We start from the raw sequence: 18,539 nt of genomic DNA on the forward strand, positions 1-18,539 counted from the left end.
TACATATCGAAAGTCTTGAACTTAACATAAAATATAAAGTAAAATTTCCACTTTTATAGTGGATTTTTTCTTTTATACTATGGAAAAGTTAAGGCTTATTACCCAGGATTCCGTTGCTGTTGTTGGTCATCTCTTTTTGCCCGAAAAAAGCAATCAGAAGCTTTTGCTTATCAATTCGGCAACAGGCGTGAAACAACAGGTGTATTTCTCTTTTGCCAAGTATTTTGCTGAACAGGGATTTACGGTGATCACTTACGATTATCGCGGAATAGGGCTTTCAAAACCCGAAAAAATGAGCGGATTTCAGGCATCCATGAGAATTTGGGGTTCGGAAGATTATAAAGCTGTTACGGATTATATTAAAATTAATTTTAATGATTATCAGAAATATTGCCTCGGTCATTCCGTTGGTGCCCTGATTTTGGGAATGAATGAAGATTCTGCAATGTTTGACGAGTTTATTTTTGTAGGAACGCAGAATGCTTTTGTCGGCAATTTGAAATTCCGGACACAGATTGAGGCCTATCTCGGTTTTGGAATCGCCCAGCCTTTAACTACCGGATTGCTAGGCTATTTTCCGGCACATTGGTTTGGTCTTGGAGAAAGTCTTCCAAAAAATTGCGCATATGACTGGAGAACCTTAATTTTAAACAAGAAATCAACCAACGGTTTGTTGGAAAAAATTAATGATTATTCAAAAGAATTAACACAGAAAGTATTCGTTATCCGGGCTGAAGATGATATTTGGTTAACTGAAAAAGGGGTGAAAAGTCTGTTGAACGATACCTATCCGAATCTTAAACCTACTTACAGATTAATAAAAACTTCCGAGTCGGAAAAAGGAGAAATCGGACACGTTAATTTTTTCAGGAGTTATAATAAAAAGCTCTGGAACATTATTTTAAATGAATTGATATAAATGAAGAATCTGATCGACAACACAGTAGAATTTGTAAAAGAAAAATTAGAAGGCGCAGAAGCGGGGCATGATTGGTTTCATATCGAAAGAGTATGGAAACTGTCAAAGAAGATCGCGGAAACGGAAGAATGCAGTCAGGAAGTGGTAGAATTGGCGGCATTGCTGCATGATATTGCCGACCCCAAATTTCATAACGGTGATGAAACAATTGCATTGAAGGTTTCCCGTGAGTTTCTGGAAAGTCAAAACGCTTCGGAAGAGGTGATCGAAAAGGTTTTATTTATCATTAAAAATATTTCTTTTAAAAACAGGGAAGAAGCCCCGAAAGACCTTCCTATTGAGTTGAAAATCGTTCAGGATGCGGACAGAATTGACGCCATCGGAGCTATTGGAATCGGGCGAACTTTCAATTTCGGGGGCTTTAAAAACAATCCGATGTACGACCCGAATGTTGAGCCAAAACTGAATATGTCGAAGGAAGAGTACAAAAAATCCAACGGAACAACGATCAATCATTTCTACGAAAAACTGCTGTTGTTGAAGGATCTTATGAATACGGAAAAAGGAAAGGAAATCGCGGGAGAAAGACATGATTTTATGCTAAAGTTTCTAGATCAGTTTTATAAGGAGTGGAATGTTGACTAGCATTTCCTCAAAGCTTTTTAAAAACAGTATCTTTGTATCATGGTATTTGTGATTTTGCTTATTTTCTGGGCTTTGTTTTTTTCTCTTATTTTGTCTAAAATAAAGAAGGGAAAAGGCGCCGAGTGGGCAAAATTATTCAGGATCATTACGCTGGTTTTTTCAATTTCATTTTTTACGTATTGGTTTATCAAGAAAAGTGCAATGGGAATTGTGAAAGATTCTTTGGCATTGCAGGTGATCAATAAACTCCCGCAGCCTTTGGATTTTTATGTGATAAACCTAAACGATCCTGATGCCAACAAAGCCATTGAAACCAAACACATCGGAAAAATTCGTCCCGAATATTACAGAATCGAATACCTGAAAATGGAAAAATCCAATGAATACTGGATTGTAGGGTATTTGGGTAAGAAAAACCTGGTGTATTTTACACAGCATTCGGTTCCCAATAAAAATATCGACCAGATTATTGAGGTTCAGAATTATATTAACCAGAGCGTAAAGCTTTCTGATATTGCTAAAAAGCAGGTAGAAGCATATAATTATGAAAATATAAAACAGGGGATTTGGGTCACACTGGATTTCCTTCTGTTGTTTCTTAATTTGGTTCTACTGATCAGGAGAAAATAAATCCCCACTTACATACTAAGTCGGGACTCATTTTATAATAAATCTTTTCAGTTTTTTATCGAATCAATAAATTTTTTTAAGGATAATCTAAAATCAGCATAATTCTTTCTTTAAATTCTTCCGGACAGTTTTTGACAAGTTTATCTTTATTCTGCTTACTGATCTGGTTGGGTTCCAGCCATTCTGTGACGTCAGAACTAAGGCTATTGTTATCATAAACTCTTTTTATTCTGTCATCCTCATAAAAAGTATATTCATCACCGAGCCAGTTGGTGGTGATGCTGATTGTACAAATTTCCTTTTCCATGTCATTGTTTTTTAGAGAGTTCAACATTTATGTGTATTTATAATACTCCCTAATATAATAAATTTTACAATACGAATGGAGGTTTTTCAGTAATTTTTTTTTCGGATAAAAAAGTGAATTATTTTTATTAAAATTGGATTTTTTAAGATAATTGATTCTGAAATTGTCTGGTTAAAATAAAACTTTACGCACCCTAAAAAAGTGTTCCTGTATTTTCGGTTGCCATTTTGGGAATTAAGAGGTCAGTTTTCCACTCATCATTCATTTTTTTGATAAAATAAGCAGAAAGTAGGGGTGATGCCTTTTCAATGTTTTGATGGACAAAGAAATACAGATTCTGCAGCCCTTCTTTTTTCCATTGTTTAAGATGTTTCAGCCAGTCATCAAGTCTTTCGTAATCGCTTTCTGCATTGGCTCCTACGTAACGGATAAAGACATTCGGTGTGGTAAGACGCATATGAAGCATATCTCTTCTTCCCGCCGTATCCACGATGATATTCGTGATATTATGAGCTTCGAAAAGTTCGCAGGTTGTGTTTAAAATGTCTTCATCGGTAAACCATTCGGTATTTCTTAATTCAATTGCCAGTGGAACTTCTTTTGGCCAGTTTTTTACGAATTTTTCTAATCTTTCATAATCTTTTGGTTTAAAATTATCGTGAAGCTGTAAGAAAACCATGCCTAGTTTTTCATCAAAATTCAAAACGGCAGTGGCAAACTGAGTCACAACGTCATCAATATTCAAAAGTCTTCTGAAATGTGAAACGGTGTTGGTGATTTTAGGGAAAAACTTAAAATTTTCCGGAGTTTTTTCTTTCCAGGTCTGTACCTGTTCCGGAGTCGGCATTCCGTAGAAAGTAGCGTTTAATTCAATGGAATTGAACTGGGTTCCGTAATATGTCAATTCGTCTTTGGTACCTTTCGGATAAAACCCTTTCAGATCGGTTTTGTTCCATTTTGCACATCCGATAGAAATATTTTCTAAACCTTTTTTATTCTGGCTTAAAATTTCCTTTGTTCTTGGATGATCTTTTGGTAATGTGAAATCTATTTTGGAAGGATCTTCTACTTGTCCGAATTTCATATCTGTTGCTTTTTAAGAATTAAACAAATATAACAAAAAAAACACGCCTGAAAAAGCGTGCTTTAGTGAATATGTTGATGTTTATTATTTGGGAATTCTTAAGCTTCACAAGAAGAGCAGGTAACAAAATTTACCATCATTTCTTTAGAAACAGAAGAACTTCTTTGATAATAAAGGGTTTTTACTCCTTTTTTCCAAGCTTCGATATAAAGATAGTTGACATCTTTTACCGGCATCGTTGAAGGAATCTGTAAGTTCAGCGATTGCGCCTGATCGATATACTGCTGTCTTTGAGCAGCCTGAGAAATAATCTCCATCGGAGAAATTTCTTTAAATGTTTTGAATACTGCTTTTTCTTCTTCAGTTAATTCTTTCAAATGTTGAACAGAACCGTGGTTCAGCATAATCGTTCTCCAAGTTTCCTCGTTGTCAAGACCTTTTTCTTCTAATAATCTTGCTAAATATTTGTTCTTACGCATAAAGTTTCCTTTTGCCAGACCAGCTTTATAATAGTTAGAAGCAAACGGCTCGATTCCCGGCGAAGTCTGTCCTAAAATTGCAGAACTTGAAGTCGTAGGAGCGATCGCCATTGTGGTGGTATTTCTCAATCCGTATCCTTTCAATAATTCCGGTTCACCATAGATATTGGCCAACTCTCTTGACGCTTGTTCTGCCTGTTCTTTGATGTGTCTGAAAGCTCTTGCATTAAATTGAGTTGCCTCAAAACTTTCAAACGGAATCATATTCTTTTGTAAATATGAATGATACCCTAAAACTCCCAATCCAAGCGCTCTGTGACGCATGGCGAAGTTTCTGGCTCCCTGAAGGTAATAATTTCCTTCCGTTTTGTCAATGAATTCGGATAAAACGGCATCCAGGAAATAGATGGCTAATTTTACTGCATCCGTATCTTTCCATTCATCATACAATTCTAAGTTCATTGATGATAAACAGCAGATGAAAGATTCTTCCATTGATGAAGGAAGCATGATTTCAGAACAAAGGTTACTTGCATTTACAGGAAGTCCTAAATCTTTGTAAACCTGTGGTTTATTTCTGTTAACGTTATCCGTAAAGAAAATATAAGGCAACCCTTTTTGCTGACGGCTTTCCAATACTCTTGCCCAGATCTTACGTTTGTCCATATCGCCATCGATCATATCCTGCATCCAGTAATCAGGAACGCAAATTCCTGTGAATAGGTTCTGGATCGGGCTTCCGATGTCTTTAATGGATAAAAATTCTTCAATATCTCCGTGGTCGATATCAAGATAAGCCGCAAAAGCACCTCTTCTTACACCGCCCTGAGAAACAACGTCCATTGCCGTATCAAACAATTTCATGAAAGAAACAGCTCCTGAAGATTTTCCGTTGTCTGTTACTGCAGTACCTCTGTTACGAAGTTCCCCGAAATATCCTGAAGTTCCTCCTCCGATTTTTGTCTGCATGATCACTTCACCCATTTTGTGGGTAATTCCTTCGATGCTGTCCGGAATGTGAACGTTAAAACAAGAAATAGGAAGACCTCTTTGTGTTCCCATATTTGCCCAAACCGGCGACGAGAAACTGATCCATCCTTTGGTGATCATTTCCTTGAAGGCAGGCTGAAGTTCGGGCTTGTATAATCTTTTTGCGGCTGCAGTGGTAATCCTGTCGATTGCTCCTTCCACAGTTTCCCCCTTTAGCAAATAGCCTCTGTTCAGCATTTGCTCAGACTCTTCATTGAGCCACCATATATTTGTACCTTGTTCTTCCATAGTTGTTTATATTTTCGAATTCCCGAGTGGTTTTAGGACTCAGGAATTTTGTTGCTTTTTAATAATTGTAAATCTGGAAAGATTACATTATACTAGATGCTTCGACAGGCTCAGCATGACAAAACGCTAATACTATCTGTTTCGACGCTCGCTTCGCTCGCGCTTTTTAATCCAAAACTTAGAGTGCTAATCTAAAATTTAGAAAAGATCGTTCGCCGTAATACTCTTATCATGTTTCGTATAATCTACCGGTCTTTTTGCAAAGAAATCATCCATAGAATTGGCAAAAACTTCCTCTTCGAACCAAACCATTGGTCTGTATTGTTCAGGAGAAACATTGTATTTTGTATTCATGTTGATTTTCTTTAAACTGTCATCAACACGGTATTTCATGAAGTTTAACAAATCTTCTTTTGAGAAAACGCTTAATTCGCCCAATTCAAAAATCCAGTCAAGGATTTCACCTTCCAGTTCTACCGACTGATCTACTAAAGTATAAATGTCTTCAATATCAGAATCAGTTAATAAATCAGGTTGCTCTTCACGGATTTTGTTGATTAAATAAATTCCGGCATTGGCGTGAATTTGCTCATCCACTGAAGTCCATGCAATAATATTAGAAACATTTTTCATGTATCCTTTAAATCTTGTGAAAGAAAGGATGATGGCAAACTGAGAAAAAAGCGAAACATTTTCAATCAAAATACTGAATAATAAAAGAGAAGAAACATACTCTTTCGGAGTCGCAGAATTGGCGTGTTTCAGAACATTTGACAGGAAGTCAATTCTCTTTTTTACGGCAGGAATTTCTATAACGTGAGTAAATTCTTCGTTATATCCCAATACCTCCAGCAATCTCGAATACGCTTCCGAGTGGCGGAATTCACATTCTGCGAAAGTTGCTCCCAAGCCGTTCAGCTCAGGTTTTGGCATATGATTATATAGGTTTCCCCAAAATGTCTTTACAGACACCTCAATCTGTGCAATAGCAAGAAGTGCATTTTTTACAGCGTGTTTTTCGTGTGGCTCCAACTGCGAATGAAAATCCTGAACATCTGCAGTAAAATCCACTTCTGAATGCACCCAGAACGATTTGTTGATAGCTTCTACAAATTGAAGAACCTCAGGGTATTCAAATGGCTTATAACTTACTCTTTTATCAAAAATTCCCATATTAAAATGTCTTAAAATTAAAATAAATAGATCACTGTGGATAACGTTCAAAAAATATTCAACAATCTGATTTGTCGTGACTTGTGTGTGAAAGTTTTTAACAAGAAAGTGTTTTTATTTTTTGTAATGTGCAAGCACAAAGTTAGAAAACAAGAACTGTATTTGAAAGGGTGAAACACTAAATGATTGAGTTTTAACCTTAAAAGTTTTCCACATTTACATAAAAACCGCTTAGATATTGACTTACAAACTATTATTCCACAAAAATGGATGTTATCAGTGTCTTACAATTAAACACTTTTTTATAATATGTTGTAAATTAATAATTTAAATATTAAACAATAATTTAATTAAAGAAATTTCTATTCTTGTAACAAATCGAAAATATCTTCTACTTATTAGTTATAAAAACATACATCACTTAATGTTAGTAATTCAGGATTTACATAAATCATACGATACGGGGAAAAGCAAGTTGCACGTTCTCAAGGGGATCAATCTAAATATCTCAGAAGGCGAGTTTGTTTCGATCATGGGGAGTTCCGGTTCCGGGAAGTCTACACTCCTTAATATCATTGGTATTCTTGATGAAAAAGATTCCGGGACCTATGAGCTGGATGGTGTTCCGATCGAGCATTTGTCTGAAGTAAAAGCAGCAGAATACAGAAGTAAGTTTTTAGGATTTATTTTTCAGTCTTTTAATCTGATCGGATATAAAACGGCTTTGGAAAATGTTGCCCTACCTTTATATTATCAGAACGTTCCAAGAAAAGAACGAAACCAAAAGGCGATGGAATACCTGGAAAAAGTAGGATTGGCACAATGGGCAAATCACTTACCCAACGAACTTTCCGGAGGGCAAAAGCAAAGAGTTGCCATCGCAAGAGCTCTGATTACCAATCCTAAAGTTGTTTTGGCGGATGAACCGACAGGGGCGTTGGATTCAAAAACCACACACGATATTATGAAGCTTCTTCAGGATATTAATAACGAAGGCAAAACGATCATCGTAGTAACGCACGAACCGGATGTTGCCGCACAAACAAAAAGAAATGTCATCCTGAAAGACGGAATCATCGAAAGTGATGAGTTTATTAAGCAGGTGGTGCTTTAAGGCTGGAAGAAGGAAGAAGGAAGTTTTACTAATAGAAAGAAAATTTTAATAAAAAATAAATCAGCGGAAAGATTGGAGACTTCCATCATCAAGCTTCCCGCTTCAAATCTAAATATATGTTCGACCTAGATCGTTGGCAGGAAATATTCAGTTCGATTCGCAGTAATGTATTGCGAACGGTGCTTTCTGGTTTTACAGTGGCTTTGGGATTATTTATTTTCATTGTGCTTTTTGGGATAGGAACGGGGCTGCAGAATGCTTTTACGGAAGGATTTGCAAGAGATGCCCAGAACCTGATTTCAATTGTAACCGGGAAAACCACCATCGCTTATAACGGGCTTCAATCCGATCGACAGATAACGATGAATAATGATGACTACGATTTTTTAGTTAATGTCGATAAAGAAAAAGTGGGAAGTTCAACACCGAGATATACTGCAAATTTATTGGTGAAATACGGTAAAGAAAGTGGAAACTACCAGATCAACGGGGCAAGACCGGAAGAAAAAATTATCGAAAACCGGAAAATGTTGGAAGGACGCTATCTGACGCCTACTGATTTGGATCGAAAGCAAAACGTTGCCGTAATCGGAAGAATGGTGCAGCGTGACTTAATAAAAAACGCAAGCCCGATCGGGAAAGAATTAAATATCAACGGAACCATGTTCAAAGTGGTCGGAGTTTTCTCTGACGATGGAGGAGATTGGGACGAAAGACATATTACAGTTCCTATCACTACTTTACAGCAGATGAAGAAAGGTTCGGATACGGTAAGTATAAATTATATTGCCTACAACGATAAACTGACGCCGGAGGAAGCCATAAAATACGGTGATGAGCTAAAAGAAAGATTAAAATCCCGGAAAAACGTATCTCCCGACGATGAAAACGGGGTAAGAGTCTGGAACAATGCCCAGAATATGAACGACACATTCACTTTCATGGCGGTTCTTACAGCGATTGTAGGATTTATCGGAATGGGAACTCTTTTGGCAGGAATTATCGGGATCAGCAATATCATGGTGTATATTGTCAAAGAACGAACCAAAGAAATCGGGGTAAGAAAAGCCATCGGTGCAAAACCGAGAAGCATTGTTGCTTTGATTGTTCAGGAAAGTGTCGTGATTACCGTAGTTTCAGGATTTGTGGGAGTAGGATTGGGAGTTTTAGCCTTAAACTTAATCGGTGACGGCTTGGAAGAATACTTCATCAAAAATCCTAGCGTAGGATGGGGAACCATCATCATGGCATTCATTGCATTGGTTTTTTCAGGATTGATTGCCGGATTTGTACCCGCATACAGAGCATCGAAAATTAAACCGATCGAAGCACTGAGAACGGAGTAATTAAAACTCATAACTCATAATTTTTAACTTATAATTAAATAAAGTGAATATTATATTTAAAAAAGATACTTGGCAGGAAATTTATTATTCTCTGAGAAATAATAAGCTTCGGACATTCCTTACCATGATTGGTGTGGGTTGGGGTATGTTTTTGTATGTAAGTTTGCTTGGAGCGGCAAAAGGAATGGAAAACGGCTTCGACAAATTATTTTCAGGATTTGCGACCAACTCTATTTTCCTTTGGGCCCAAAATACATCGATTCCGTACGAAGGTTTCCCGAAAGGAAGACAAATGCACCTTCACCTTACGGATATGGATATGCTGAAAAGAAAAATTTCGGAGATCGATTATATTTCACCTCAGAATGCAAGGGGAAGTTTCACTGGAACACCGGGAGAAGCGATGTCCAGAAACGGGAAAAACGGAACGTATTCTTTGACGGGAGATTTTCCGGTAGGGAATAAAATTTCAGAGAAAAAACTGATTTTCGGAAGATATATCAACGATGCCGATGTTTCAGGAAATAAAAATGTAGCGGTCATCGGAGAAGAGATTTATAAAAACTTTTTTGATGCCAAAAAGAATGAAAATCCGCTTGGAAAATCGATTAATATTAAAGGAATTTTCTTTAATGTAATTGGAGTTTTCAGAGTGAAAAAAGGCGGAGGTTTTGAAAATGACCAGACTGTTTTTATTCCGCTTTCTACGTATACGAAAATGTATAATGCAGGAGATCAGATCGATATGTTTGCGATCGTGAGCAAACCGAATGCGAATGTAAATGCGGTGGAAGAAAATGTAAAATTAGAATTAAAATCAAAAAATAAAGTTTCTCCGGAAGATACCAATGCATTCGGAAGTTTCAACCTGGGAAAAGAGTTCAAAAAACTGACGGGTTTCTTAACCGGAATGCAGCTTTTAACCATCATTGTAGGAACGTTAACGATTCTTGCAGGGGTAATTGCCATTTCGAATATCCTTTTGATTACCGTAAAGGAAAGAACAAAAGAAATCGGGATCAGAAGAGCGTTGGGAGCAAAACCTTCGGAGGTGAGAAACCAGATTTTGCTGGAAAGTGTGGTGATCACGCTGTCGTCCGGGCTGCTCGGATTTATGTTCGGGATTTTTGTCTTAATGATCTTAAATATGGCAACGCAGGGTCAGGACGCATTTCCATTTTATAATCCGACGGTCAATTACGGAAATGTATTTGCCGCGCTGGGTGTCATGGTAGTCCTCGGATTGATTATCGGAATGATTCCTGCACAAAGAGCCGTAAAGATCAGACCAATCGAAGCATTAAGAACAGAATAGAAAAAATGAATGGTGATCAATTGTAAATCATGCTCAATCATTTTAATTAAAATAAAACCACTTAAATAAAAAATAAACTATACATATGAAAAAGAAATTCACTTGGAAAAAAGCCATTTATATTGTCTTGGGGCTTTTATTTGCAGTGGCGTTGTTCTCAGGAATCGGATATCTTATAAAATCCAATTCGAAAGAGAGCGAAGCTTTCCTTACGCGTAAGCCGACCATTCAGAATATGGATGATAAGGTGATGGCGACAGGAAAAATTATTCCAAAAGAAGAAATTGAAATCAAACCAAATATAGCAGGGATCATCGACAAAATTCTTGTAGATGAAGGCGATAAGGTGACTGCCGGTCAGCTGATCGCAACGGTAAGAATCGTTCCGAATCTTGCAGATGTAAACAGTGCACAACAGAATGTGGATAACCAACAGCTTCAGATCAATAATGCCAAATTGAATGTTGATAATATGCGCAAGCAATTTGAAATGCAGGAAAGATTATACAAGCAGGGTGTTGCCTCAAAACAGGAATATCTGAACGCACAACAACAGCTATATTCTACACAGCAAGCGTTAAGAAATGCTCAACAGGCATTGGTTACGGCGCAAAAAACATTGCAGATCGCAAAAACGGGTTCAACTCCGGAATTGCAAAGTCTTGCAACCACCCAGATTCGTTCAAAAGCTTCTGGAACGGTGCTTGAAGTGCCTGTTAAAATGGGAAGCCAGGTGATCGAGGCCAATTCTTTCAACGCCGGAACGACGATCTGTTCAATTGCAGATCTTAATTCACTGATCTTCCAGGGAGAGATCGATGAAGCTCAAGCCGGAAAATTAAAACAAGGAATGAACATGAATATCGTGATCGGTGCTCTTCAAAATAAAACATTTCCGGGAAGACTGACGATGATCGCGCCAAAAGGAAAAGACAACAACGGAACCATCAAATTCCCGGTGGAAGGAGACGTTTACAACCCAAACAACGAATACATCAGAGCCGGATTCTCTGCAAACGGCGAGATCGTTTTGAATTCTCAGAAAAATGCTTTGTTATTGGATGAATCGTTGGTTCAATACGAAAAGAAAAACGGAAAAGACGTTCCTTTTGTTGAGGTAAAACAAAAAGACGGTAAGTTCAAAAAAGAATATATAAAATTAGGCGCCAGCGACGGAATTAATGTTCAGATTCTTCCGGGATCGCCGATTACAAAAGACTCTGAAATCAAAGTTTGGAATCCTTCCGACAAAGACAAAGAAGAGTTGAAAGAAAAATCGAAAAAATAGTAAACTAACACTATAAATTTCAAACTGTGAATCCTGGGATATTTTTCTCAGGATTTTTGTTTGAAAAATTCATACAATATTCCGTCATCTAAACAATGTGCTAAACTTTAAACTTAGATTCCACGCCCCATTTTATTTCGCTCTGAATGACAAAATCGACTTGTAAACTTTGCTGAGTGAAACGCCTTTGTGATAAAATAATGATGATTATTAAACCTAACGGGTTTTTAAAACCCGTTAGGTTTGAATGTGTACGAACGACAATATTAGTGTTATTAGTGAAATTTATTTGTGTAATTAGTGTTTAAAAATCATAAGATTAATTTGAACAATCCGCGCAATACCCCGAAATAAAACCATTAAAATTCACAGATTGATAGCCTTGTGGCAATTTCACTTCCATCTCATTAGGTAAGCATTCTATTTTCCCACAAGTTAAGCATCTGAAATGGAAATGATTATGCTTGTGTTTTTTTTCTGAGCAATTCACACAGATGGCAAAATAATATTTCCCGTCATCGCCTAGGATTTTATGCACAATTCCATCTTCACAGAAACTGTTCAGGACTCTGTAAATCGTGGCCCGGTCTACCGTTTCGCCCAATTCTTTCTGTAAAATCTCCTGACTTACCGCCGATTTTGAGCTCTTTAAAGACTCCAGGATCAGTTGTTTTGTGATGGTATTTCTCTTTGCCATGTTGCAAATATAAAAATTATTATTGCGATTAAGTCGCATTAATGAAAAATTATTTTACCTTTGCAACAAGCAACAAGCAACAAGCAACAAGCAACAAAAAAACTATGGAAAACAAATTTGATGTCATTATCATAGGAGGAAGCTACGCAGGATTATCTGCCGGGATGTCTCTGGGAAGATCTTTGAGAAAAGTTTTAATCATCGATAGCGGAAAACCCTGCAACAGACAGACTCCGCATTCCCATAATTTCATTACTCATGACGGGAAAACTCCGAAAGAAATTTCTGATCTGGCAAAAGAACAGGTGGAAAAATATGAAACGGTACACTTCCATAACGGAATAGTGATAAAAACAGTAAAAGTTTCAGAAGATTTTCAAGTGGAAACAGATAATGGAGAAAATTTTTTCGCTAAAAAACTGATTTTAGCTTCAGGAGTTAAGGATATGATGCCCGATATTTCAGGATTTTCAGAATGCTGGGGAATTTCTGTGATTCACTGTCCTTATTGCCATGGCTACGAAGTAAAAGGCGAGCCAACAGGTATTCTTTCCAACGGGGAAATGTTGTTCGAATTTTCTAAGCTTGTTTATAATCTTACCAAAGACCTCACTTTATTTACCAATGGAAAAGCGGATTTAAGCAACGAACAGATTGAAATTTTAAATAAGAATAAAATCAACCTGGTAGAGGATGAAATAGAAGCAATCATCCATGAAAACGGACAAATGCAAAAATTAATTTTAAAAACCGGAAACGAAGTTGCATTAAAAGCTTTGTACGCAAAAATTCCTTTTGAACAGAATATCAATACGGAAGATCTGGGATTGGAATTAACGGAACATGGTTTTATTAAAATCGATCATTTCCATAAAACGAATGTCGACGGAGTGTTTGCCTGTGGAGATAATGTGACGATGATGAGGTCGGTTGCCAATGCAGTGGCTCAGGGGAATTTCACTGGAGCCATTATTAATAAAGAACTTTGCGATGAAGAATTTTCATAAATAATTTTTTAAACTTTTTATTTAACCACAAAAGATACTTCCATTGACACAACCGACGGTTTCCCAACATTAAAGAATGCAGACTTAATTAAAGGAAATATTGAATGGAATTCTATTTGCTAGCCATTGCAACAATGAAAGAAGATGGAATTGATATTTCCCACTATTTTCGGAATCCTGCAAAAGCTTTTGGTACAGAGGAGGAAATTGCTCGGCAGTTTAGGAATGTTCGGGAAGAAATTAAAAATTATTGTGAGAAATTTATTAAAGAAAATATATGATGAAGTAATTTGATAAATTTTAAATCCAAAAATCATATTTATCAATGCTGAAATCTCGGAGGAAATTTCGTACTTTTGGGGTGAAAAATTTCAAAAACTAAAAGTAAAATGGACATTATTTTCGACCTGATTGAAAAAGAAAGACAAAGACAAACCCATGGAATTGAGATGATTGCATCAGAAAACTTTGTTTCTGAAAATGTAATGAAAGCTATGGGAAGCGTATTGACTAACAAATATGCAGAAGGATATCCCGGTAAAAGATATTACGGAGGATGTGAAGTAGTAGATGAGGTTGAAACACTGGCGATCAACAGAGCAAAAGAGCTTTTCGGTGTAGATTATGTGAATGTTCAGCCACATTCCGGTTCTCAGGCGAATGCGGCGATTTATCTTGCAGTTTTGAAACCAGGAGACAAAATTATGGGGATGGATCTTTCGATGGGAGGTCACCTTACCCACGGTTCTGCCGTGAATTTTTCAGGAATTCAGTATGAAGTGGTTTCTTACGGAGTAGAAAAAGAAACGGGTCTTATCGACTACAACCAAATGAGAGAAGTAGCTCTGAGAGAAAGACCAAAAATGATGATTGCCGGTTTCTCCGCATATTCCAGAGATTTGGATTATGCAAAATTCAGAGAGATTGCAAATGAGATCGGAGCGACACTTTGGGCAGATATCGCTCACCCAGCCGGTTTGGTTGCAAAAGGTCTTTTAAACAATCCATTTGAACACTGTCATGTCGTAACAACGACTACTCACAAAACATTGAGAGGTCCGAGAGGAGGAATGATCATGATGGGGAAAGATTTTGAAAATACCTACGGGCACAAAACTCCGAAAGGAGAGATCAAAATGATGAGCCAGGTTCTGGACGGAGCTGTTTTCCCGGGAATTCAGGGAGGTCCGTTGGAACACGTGATTGCAGGTAAGGCGGTAGCTTTCGGTGAAGCTTTGGATACTCAGTTTGAGGTGTATGCAAAACAGGTTCAGTCGAATGCAAGAGCTTTGGCAAAAGCAATGATCGAAAGAGGATTTGACATTGTAAGTGGAGGTACAGACAATCACCTGATGCTTGTAGACCTTAGAAATAAAAATGTAAACGGTAAAGAAACTGAAAAAGCTTTGGTTCTTGCCGATATTACTTGTAACAAAAATATGGTTCCGTTTGATGATAAGTCACCATTCACGACTTCTGGGATCAGATTGGGAACTGCAGCGATCACGACAAGAGGGTTGAAGGAAAATGATATGGATACGATTGCAGGATTCATTTCTGAGGTTGTAGACAATATCAAAAATGAAGAAGTAATCATGTCTGTAAGAAAGAAAGTTAATGAATTAATGGAAGGTAAAGCATTATTCAATTATTAATATTTTATCTGAATTAAAAATATAAAGAATGGGCGTCTATGCTCATTCTTTTTTTATACTATGGAAAAGAAGTCTTATACTTTTGACGAAATAAAACTGAAACTGGTCAACTATTGTGTCTACCAGGATCGCTGTCACGCAGAAGTTGAGCAGAAAATGAGAGAATTTTTGTTGATAGAGGAAGCCAAAGAAGAGATTATGCTTTATCTTTTAAAGGAAAATTATCTTAATGAAGAAAGATTTACCAGAAGCTACATAAGAGGGAAATTCTACATCAAACACTGGGGAAAGAACAAAATCAGGATGAATCTGAAGCAGAAACAGATTTCTGAGAAGTTAATCAACAAATGTTTTGATGAAATAGATGAAGCAGATTATGAAAAAACAATCCGGAAAATTTATGAAGATTATGCTTCAAAGCAAAAAGGATTGAAAGAATATCAAAAAAAATCAAAAACTATAAAATATTTAATGAGCAGAGGTTTTGAATATGAGAAAATAAATGATATTTTTGATTGAACATAAATGAGTAAACACACACAAGATTCATTCCATCTCAGTCTGAAATTATTAAATGTGAAAGGAGATTTTATTATTGGTAAATCTGTTTTCTGGTATGCTTTTTGAAAAGGGATTGTGTTTGCCTTCAGGTAGTAATTTGACTAACGAGTGTAAGGGAAGGATTTTTGATATTTTGTCTAATTTTAATGATTAAATTATTTTAAATTTAAAGTATAGATGAAATTTTATTTTAATTTTGCATGAATGCTTTCATAATATGATGAATGTCGTTTTTTTATACATGAACATGAATAATGAGAAGATACGAATCTCTTAGGAGAAAAATTTTTGGAGGAGATAATGTTGTCAATCTCTCGGATGTAAGATATCTTCCCAGATGGATAATTCTTGTAATAGATATTATTATTCTGGTTATATCTCTATTCCTTTCATCGTACATTATAGAAAAGATCAGTCAGAAAGAATTTATCTATCATGACGATAAAAGTACGGTCTTTGCTGCTATCGTTCTTACGAATGTCGTTTTTATGTACATTTTTAAAACGTATGCGGGGATTATCAGACATTCTACATTTATAGACCTTTTCAAATTGCTGGTATCCTGCTTCTGTACCATGTTTGTTATAGGAACCATTAATATTATTTATTTTTGGATTACCGGAGGAAAATTTATACTTACACCTTATTTAATTCTATATTTTATCGTTTCCTTTATGGGATTGTTCCTTTTCAGACTGTATGTAAAGGAGTTTTTTCATATTGTAAGGGAATACAGAAGAAGTACTTTAAAGAAAAGAATTCTTGTTTTAGGGATCGATGAGCAGTCTATTGCCATAGCAAGAGCCATTTTAGATAATCCGAGCCTGCCTTATCACGTGGTTGGTTTTTTAACACAGCGAACAGACTCAAAAAGAGCTTCGTTATTGGGAAAACCGATCTACGCAAAAGAAAAAATCGAGAAAAATACGAAAGAAGAACTGGTTATTGATGGGGTAATCATCGTTAAAGAAATGATGTCTAAGGATGAAATGAATTCGTGGGTGAATTTATTTTTAGAAAAAGACCTTAGTGTTTTCAAAGCTCCATCAGTTCAAAAACTAAGAGACAGCGATTTGGGTGGTTCCATCAGAAATCTTCAGATTGAGGATTTATTAAACAGAAAACCCATCAAAATCGAAAGCGAAGAGGTTACAAGCAGATATTTTAATAAAAATATTCTTGTAACCGGAGGAGCCGGGTCGATCGGTAGCGAAATCGTAAGACAGGTAGCACAATTTAACCCTTCTTTAATTGTTGTTTTAGACCAGGCAGAAACTCCTTTGTATGATATTGAGCTTGAAATGAAGGAAAAATTTCCTCATATCAGATTCAAATTTGTGTTGTCTGATGTTTCAAACAAGCACAGAGTAGAACCGCTGTTTCAGGCGTATAATTTTTCTATGGTATATCATGCGGCGGCATATAAGCATGTTCCTTTGGTAGAAGAAAATCCGCATGAAGGAATTTTAGTAAATGTTTTAGGGTCAAAAATCATTGCCACTCTTTCCAGCAAATACAAAGTGAACCGATTTGTCATGGTATCTACAGATAAGGCTGTAAATCCTACCAATGTCATGGGTGCCTCAAAAAGAGCAGCGGAATTATTTGTTCAGTCATTGCAGAATGTAGAAGGAAATACTACGAAATTTATCACGACAAGATTTGGAAATGTTTTGGGATCAAACGGTTCTGTAATTCCGCATTTCAAAAAACAGATTGAAGCGGGAGGTCCCGTTACCATTACCCATCCTGAGATTGTAAGATACTTCATGACGATTCCTGAAGCGTGCGAACTGGTTTTACAGGCCGGAACAATGGGAAAAGGAGGTGAGATTTTCGTATTTGATATGGGAGAACCGGTAAAAATCCTGGATCTGGCCAATAGAATGATAAAGCTTTCTGGTTTTGAACCGAATATTGATATTAAAATAATTTATACAGGTTTAAGACCTGGTGAAAAACTGTACGAAGAGCTGCTGAGCGACGATGCCAAAACGCTCCCTACACACAATGAAAAAATAATGATTTCGAAAGATCCTACAATGGAATTTTTAGAAATTGATTCTTTGGTAAACATGATTACCAGAGCTTCCTTAAAAAAAGATAAAGTAGAAGTAGTCCGGATTCTGAAAATAATTGTACCAGAATTTAGAAGTAATAATTCTGTCTACGAGGTACTGGATAAATAAGAAAAATATAAATGTATATTTGTACAATTTTAAAATATGATGAAAAGTAAAGTACTGGTTATAATATCAGCTTTTTTATTAGTTTCCTGTAAAACTAATCCAAGTGATCTGAACTATATGCAAAATATAGAAAAGGTCGCTATTGATGCCTCTGCTAAAAACACTAATAGTACCATTCAGCCAGGTGATCAACTGGTCATTCTTATTACCGCAAAAGATATGGATGTGGTAAAACCATTCAATCAGAATTATTCTTCATCAGAAGTTGTACAGACCAACTCGATTGCTGGCGGAAATACTCCCAATCAAGGAATGGTATCGGTATCAGGACCCACTTATATTGTAGATGCCAATGGCGATATTGATTTTCCGGTTGTAGGAAAATTAAGTACTTCTGACAAAACATTGGTGGAGTTTAAAAACGAACTGAGAGATAGAATGACAAAATATATCATTAATCCGACAGTTAATGTAAGAATTGTAAATTTTAAAGTTACGGTTTTAGGCGAAGTAAACAGACAAGGAGATTATACCATTGCAAACGGACAGGGTACCATCTTGAACGCACTTGGTTTGGCGGGAGACCTTACAATGTATGGAAAAAGAGATGATATTTTAATCATTAGAACAGAAAACGGTCAGGTTACCCACGGTAAAATAAATCTTCATGATGCTAATCTGATCAATTCTCCATATTACAATCTAAAGCAAGGAGATGCTATCATAGTTGCGTCCAATAAGACAAGGGATCTTATGGCAAAACAAAATCCAAATACCGGACTTTATTTAACTGCTGCATCAATTGCCATAACAGCAGCAGCAGTGATAGTTAGTTTAATTAAGAAATAAGAA

At 36.4% G+C, this 18,539-nt stretch carries 18 protein-coding genes; 13 read left to right on the top strand and 5 right to left on the bottom strand.

Annotated elements, in window-relative coordinates; all coding sequences use genetic code 11:
• Positions 1-79 precede the first annotated feature (79 nt).
• From BMX24_RS01350 to BMX24_RS01360, 3 genes are all read left to right on the top strand, one after another.
• Entirely contained in the window at positions 80-919 is an 840-nt protein-coding gene (locus BMX24_RS01350; protein WP_089790294.1) for an alpha/beta hydrolase family protein, read from the top strand.
• Positions 920-1,564, top strand: a complete 645-nt coding sequence (locus BMX24_RS01355; RefSeq protein WP_089790295.1) for an HD domain-containing protein — start codon at positions 920-922, stop codon at positions 1,562-1,564.
• Positions 1,565-1,654: 90 nt separating this feature from the next.
• Positions 1,655-2,194, top strand: a complete 540-nt coding sequence (locus tag BMX24_RS01360; protein WP_228404622.1) for a hypothetical protein — start codon at positions 1,655-1,657, stop codon at positions 2,192-2,194.
• Positions 2,195-2,270: 76 nt separating this feature from the next.
• On the opposite strand, the gene BMX24_RS01365 is transcribed toward BMX24_RS01360, so the two are convergent.
• The 4 genes from BMX24_RS01365 to BMX24_RS01380 form a co-directional block, all read right to left on the bottom strand.
• Positions 2,271-2,501 (bottom strand): hypothetical protein, encoded by a 231-nt coding sequence (locus BMX24_RS01365; protein ID WP_089792667.1) that lies wholly within the window; start codon positions 2,499-2,501, stop codon positions 2,271-2,273.
• 193 nt (positions 2,502-2,694) lie between these two features.
• Positions 2,695-3,585, bottom strand: a complete 891-nt coding sequence (locus BMX24_RS01370) for a DUF72 domain-containing protein (protein WP_089790297.1) — start codon at positions 3,583-3,585, stop codon at positions 2,695-2,697.
• Between the two features lie 98 nt (positions 3,586-3,683).
• On the bottom strand, positions 3,684-5,342 hold the full coding sequence (locus tag BMX24_RS01375) for a ribonucleoside-diphosphate reductase subunit alpha (protein ID WP_089790298.1): 1,659 nt from the start codon (positions 5,340-5,342) through the stop codon (positions 3,684-3,686).
• Between the two features lie 198 nt (positions 5,343-5,540).
• Complete coding sequence (locus BMX24_RS01380) at positions 5,541-6,515, bottom strand: ribonucleotide-diphosphate reductase subunit beta (RefSeq protein WP_089790299.1); 975 nt, start codon at positions 6,513-6,515, stop codon at positions 5,541-5,543.
• Between the two features lie 424 nt (positions 6,516-6,939).
• On the opposite strand from BMX24_RS01380, the gene BMX24_RS01385 reads away from it, so the two are divergent.
• From BMX24_RS01385 to BMX24_RS01400, 4 genes are all read left to right on the top strand, one after another.
• Positions 6,940-7,629, top strand: coding sequence for an ABC transporter ATP-binding protein (locus BMX24_RS01385; RefSeq protein ID WP_089790300.1), 690 nt, complete (start codon positions 6,940-6,942; stop codon positions 7,627-7,629).
• 116 nt (positions 7,630-7,745) lie between these two features.
• A complete protein-coding gene (locus tag BMX24_RS01390; RefSeq protein WP_089790301.1) occupies positions 7,746-8,975 on the top strand; it encodes an ABC transporter permease in 1,230 nt (409 codons plus the stop codon).
• 43 nt (positions 8,976-9,018) lie between these two features.
• The gene (locus BMX24_RS01395) at positions 9,019-10,290 is read left to right on the top strand and encodes an ABC transporter permease (protein WP_089790302.1); all 1,272 of its coding nucleotides are present in this window, start codon (positions 9,019-9,021) and stop codon (positions 10,288-10,290) included.
• Between the two features lie 85 nt (positions 10,291-10,375).
• Positions 10,376-11,578, top strand: a complete 1,203-nt coding sequence (locus tag BMX24_RS01400) for an efflux RND transporter periplasmic adaptor subunit (RefSeq protein ID WP_170835633.1) — start codon at positions 10,376-10,378, stop codon at positions 11,576-11,578.
• A 319-nt stretch (positions 11,579-11,897) separates the two neighbouring features.
• Here the strand turns inward: BMX24_RS01400 and BMX24_RS01405 are convergent, their stop codons facing one another.
• Positions 11,898-12,275: a Fur family transcriptional regulator gene (locus tag BMX24_RS01405; RefSeq protein ID WP_089790304.1), complete on the bottom strand. Its 378-nt coding sequence runs from the start codon at positions 12,273-12,275 to the stop codon at positions 11,898-11,900.
• A gap of 104 nt (positions 12,276-12,379) precedes the next feature.
• Here BMX24_RS01405 and BMX24_RS01410 point away from each other — a divergent pair, with 104 nt between their 5' ends.
• From BMX24_RS01410 to BMX24_RS01435, 6 genes are all read left to right on the top strand, one after another.
• The gene (locus BMX24_RS01410; RefSeq protein ID WP_089792669.1) at positions 12,380-13,282 is read left to right on the top strand and encodes an NAD(P)/FAD-dependent oxidoreductase; all 903 of its coding nucleotides are present in this window, start codon (positions 12,380-12,382) and stop codon (positions 13,280-13,282) included.
• 134 nt (positions 13,283-13,416) lie between these two features.
• Positions 13,417-13,563, top strand: a complete 147-nt coding sequence (locus BMX24_RS01415; protein ID WP_228404624.1) for a low molecular weight phosphatase family protein — start codon at positions 13,417-13,419, stop codon at positions 13,561-13,563.
• Between the two features lie 108 nt (positions 13,564-13,671).
• Positions 13,672-14,937: a serine hydroxymethyltransferase gene (gene glyA / locus BMX24_RS01420; RefSeq protein ID WP_089790305.1), complete on the top strand. Its 1,266-nt coding sequence runs from the start codon at positions 13,672-13,674 to the stop codon at positions 14,935-14,937.
• Positions 14,938-14,997: 60 nt separating this feature from the next.
• Positions 14,998-15,456, top strand: a complete 459-nt coding sequence (locus BMX24_RS01425; RefSeq protein ID WP_089790306.1) for a regulatory protein RecX — start codon at positions 14,998-15,000, stop codon at positions 15,454-15,456.
• 296 nt (positions 15,457-15,752) lie between these two features.
• Positions 15,753-17,687, top strand: a complete 1,935-nt coding sequence (locus BMX24_RS01430; protein ID WP_089790307.1) for a polysaccharide biosynthesis protein — start codon at positions 15,753-15,755, stop codon at positions 17,685-17,687.
• A gap of 36 nt (positions 17,688-17,723) precedes the next feature.
• A complete protein-coding gene (locus BMX24_RS01435; RefSeq protein WP_228404626.1) occupies positions 17,724-18,536 on the top strand; it encodes a polysaccharide biosynthesis/export family protein in 813 nt (270 codons plus the stop codon).
• The last annotated feature ends 3 nt before the right edge of the window (positions 18,537-18,539 follow it).

Source organism: Chryseobacterium wanjuense, assembly GCF_900111495.1.
Lineage (GTDB): Bacteria > Bacteroidota > Bacteroidia > Flavobacteriales > Weeksellaceae > Chryseobacterium > Chryseobacterium wanjuense.

Coding starts and splice junctions, on each gene's coding strand:
- BMX24_RS01385 (WP_089790300.1), top strand. CDS start 6,940: ATGTTAGTAATTCAGGATTTACATAAATCATACGATACGGGGAAAAGC.
- BMX24_RS01355 (WP_089790295.1), top strand. CDS start 920: ATGAAGAATCTGATCGACAACACAGTAGAATTTGTAAAAGAAAAATTA.
- BMX24_RS01365 (WP_089792667.1), bottom strand. CDS start 2,501: ATGGAAAAGGAAATTTGTACAATCAGCATCACCACCAACTGGCTCGGT.
- BMX24_RS01435 (WP_228404626.1), top strand. CDS start 17,724: ATGATGAAAAGTAAAGTACTGGTTATAATATCAGCTTTTTTATTAGTT.
- glyA (WP_089790305.1), top strand. CDS start 13,672: ATGGACATTATTTTCGACCTGATTGAAAAAGAAAGACAAAGACAAACC.
- BMX24_RS01350 (WP_089790294.1), top strand. CDS start 80: ATGGAAAAGTTAAGGCTTATTACCCAGGATTCCGTTGCTGTTGTTGGT.
- BMX24_RS01430 (WP_089790307.1), top strand. CDS start 15,753: ATGAGAAGATACGAATCTCTTAGGAGAAAAATTTTTGGAGGAGATAAT.
- BMX24_RS01375 (WP_089790298.1), bottom strand. CDS start 5,342: ATGGAAGAACAAGGTACAAATATATGGTGGCTCAATGAAGAGTCTGAG.
- BMX24_RS01400 (WP_170835633.1), top strand. CDS start 10,376: ATGAAAAAGAAATTCACTTGGAAAAAAGCCATTTATATTGTCTTGGGG.
- BMX24_RS01370 (WP_089790297.1), bottom strand. CDS start 3,585: ATGAAATTCGGACAAGTAGAAGATCCTTCCAAAATAGATTTCACATTA.
- BMX24_RS01425 (WP_089790306.1), top strand. CDS start 14,998: ATGGAAAAGAAGTCTTATACTTTTGACGAAATAAAACTGAAACTGGTC.
- BMX24_RS01415 (WP_228404624.1), top strand. CDS start 13,417: ATGAAAGAAGATGGAATTGATATTTCCCACTATTTTCGGAATCCTGCA.
- BMX24_RS01410 (WP_089792669.1), top strand. CDS start 12,380: ATGGAAAACAAATTTGATGTCATTATCATAGGAGGAAGCTACGCAGGA.
- BMX24_RS01380 (WP_089790299.1), bottom strand. CDS start 6,515: ATGGGAATTTTTGATAAAAGAGTAAGTTATAAGCCATTTGAATACCCT.
- BMX24_RS01390 (WP_089790301.1), top strand. CDS start 7,746: ATGTTCGACCTAGATCGTTGGCAGGAAATATTCAGTTCGATTCGCAGT.
- BMX24_RS01405 (WP_089790304.1), bottom strand. CDS start 12,275: ATGGCAAAGAGAAATACCATCACAAAACAACTGATCCTGGAGTCTTTA.